2 protein-coding genes are annotated in these 2,419 nt (G+C 70.6%); one reads left to right on the top strand and one right to left on the bottom strand.

Features of this window, described 5'->3' with window-relative positions:
* Positions 1 to 491 precede the first annotated feature (491 nt).
* Complete coding sequence (locus VN520_RS31650; RefSeq protein WP_325750370.1) at positions 492 to 746, bottom strand: hypothetical protein; 255 nt, start codon at positions 744 to 746, stop codon at positions 492 to 494.
* Between the two features lie 580 nt (positions 747 to 1,326).
* On the opposite strand from VN520_RS31650, the gene VN520_RS31655 reads away from it, so the two are divergent.
* Positions 1,327 to 2,274: an SDR family oxidoreductase gene (locus VN520_RS31655; protein ID WP_325750371.1), complete on the top strand. Its 948-nt coding sequence runs from the start codon at positions 1,327 to 1,329 to the stop codon at positions 2,272 to 2,274.
* The last annotated feature ends 145 nt before the right edge of the window (positions 2,275 to 2,419 follow it).

Consider the following 2,419-nt stretch of genomic DNA (forward strand, 5'->3'; position numbering starts at 1 on the left):
TTGAGAGCCTCCATCAGACCCGGTACGGGACACTTGTTGGCTGTGGGCCAGGAGACGTTGAACACCGCCGCCGCGTAGGAGATCGACCAGCCGTCCTCGACGACGGCTCTGCCGAGCCGCAGTCGGTGGCGTGGGGTCAGGGCGGCAGGAGCGTGGGACAGGAGGACCTCCGGGCTCGTGAAGTGGGTGCCTTCAGCCGCTCCACTCCACGTCCGGAGGTCCTCCCCGAACCGGATCAGTCAGATCGTGTCGTCACACGCACTCAACCAACGTCTCCGATCAGTGCAGCCAGCCATGCACGAGGTCGTTGAAGCAGCGTGGTGCCGTAGGGGTGTAGTCGAAGCAGGTCCCTGTGGATGTCCAGGCCCCATCGATGAGGGCTGTGCGGTCCGCTCCAGCGCCTGAACCTGTGGTCTCTCGTTCACACGGAGGACTCGGGGGGAGCGGGCCCCGGGCGGGGGTCGCCCGGGGCCCGCTGGGAGGGGAGTGGGTCAGACCAGGAGGAAGCTGAGGGCGTCGCCGCCGTCGGCGCTGGCGACGTTGTCCTGGAGGCCGCCGATGTTGACGTTGCCGGCGTTGACCGCGACGCCGCCGTTGCCGCCGTCGCCGAACAGCCCGCCGGTGCCGCCGTCGGCGCTGGCGGAGTTGTTCTGCTCGCCGCCGAAGTTGATGTTGCCGGCGTTGACCGCGACGCCGCCGTTGCCGCCGTCGCCGTAGAAGGGGACGTAGGTGCTGTAGAAGGACATCGTGAGTCCTCTTTCCGTGAGGGGGAGTTGCGGTCCGAACCGGCGGTTCGTGCCGTGAGGAAAGAGTGCGCTTGCCGGGAAATGGAGACCATCGAGGTGTCCCTACAGATCTGCGACGGAAATCCCCCGTTCCGGCGGTAGGGAGAACCCCCGATGCGCCGTACAGCCGGTCGAGGAACACCAGCCGACGCCTTCCACCAACCCCGTTGCCCGCAGGCGCGGCCGGTCGGCCAGGTGTGCGTCCTGGCGCGCCTGCCAGCGCGGTCCCGGCCCGGCGACCAACTCAGCCGAAACCTGCGGGGACAGGTCGGTCACGCGGCGATCGGCGACAGCGGCGACTCGGGCCACGCTCCTCGACACACCACGACCCTGTTCCGTTGTCCACCAGCAGGCCCTCCCGCTGACCGTGCACGAGGTGACATGTCCCGCGCCGTCGTGCTCGTCCCGGAGCTGACGGGAGGTCATGCCGCGGCTGTACTGAGTCATTGGCTGCTGCGGTGTCGCCATGACGTCTTGGGTTGCCTTGCCCCCGGTTCCCGGAGCGAGCAGCGTCCGGACGGTCGATCAGGGGAGGACGGACATGCCTGTCACGGAGGACGGCCACCGGCCAGCGAAGCTCCACGGTCCCCGTCGACGGCGCGGAGGGGCCTCGTGGCTGCCGCAGCCGGCCACGGGTTCGGCCGCGCTGGTGACCGGGGCATCGTCGGGCCTGGGTGCCGAGCTGACCCGGTCCCTGGCCGCGCGAGGACACGACCTGGTGTTGGTCGCCCGTCGCCGGGACCGGCTGGACGCTCTGGCCCGGTCGCTCTCCGGCCACGGTGTCCAGGTCCACGCCGTCAGCTGTGACCTCACCGAGCCGGATGCCCGAAAGTCACTCGCGGCCGCCGTGGCCGAGCTCGGACTCGACATCTCGGTCCTCTGCAACAACGCCGGCGCGGCCATCGCCGGGGAGTTCGTCGCCTACCGGGCTGAGCGGCAGGTCGCCGTCCTGCGACTCAATCTCGAGGCGACCGTGGACCTGTGCGGCTACTTCGTTCCTCCGATGGTGCGGCGGGGCAGCGGTGCGGTGCTCAACGTGGGCTCGCTGTTCAGCTGGGCGCCGGCGCCCCGATTGGCGACCTACGCCGCATCGAAGGCTGCGGTGTACGCCTTCACCGAAGCGCTGCACACCGAACTCCGCCCGCACGGGGTCGCGGTCACTGCCCTGTGTCCCGGCACGATGCCGACCGAGTTCATGACGCACGCGGGGCTGGCCGAGGCGCTGCGCCGCATGCCGTCATCGGCGCTCGATGACCCGCGCGCGGTCGCCGAGCACGGGATCCGAGCGCTCGAGCGGAACCGTCGGGTGACCTTGCCCTCGGCGAGGGACCGGTCGACGGTGGCCGTGCTCCGCCGGCTGCCCCACCGAGCGACGCTCGGGCTCCTGCACCGCTGGCCACTGCTCCCTCACGGCGGGGACGGCGACGTCCCTGACGGCAACGGGGACACCGCTGCGGCCGGGATGCCGACGCGACGTCCCGTCACCTGACGCAACGCGCGCTTCGGGGCGGCACAACGCGGCGGCGTTCCTACGATCGGTCGACACATCCCCCACAGCGTCAGGCTGCGCCATCGAGGGCGGCTTCAGGCACACCCCGCTCAGCTGCGAGGCGGCGGCCAGCCCGGTCCGGATT

The organism is Streptomyces sp., from assembly GCF_035563135.1.
Lineage (GTDB): Bacteria > Actinomycetota > Actinomycetes > Streptomycetales > Streptomycetaceae > Streptomyces.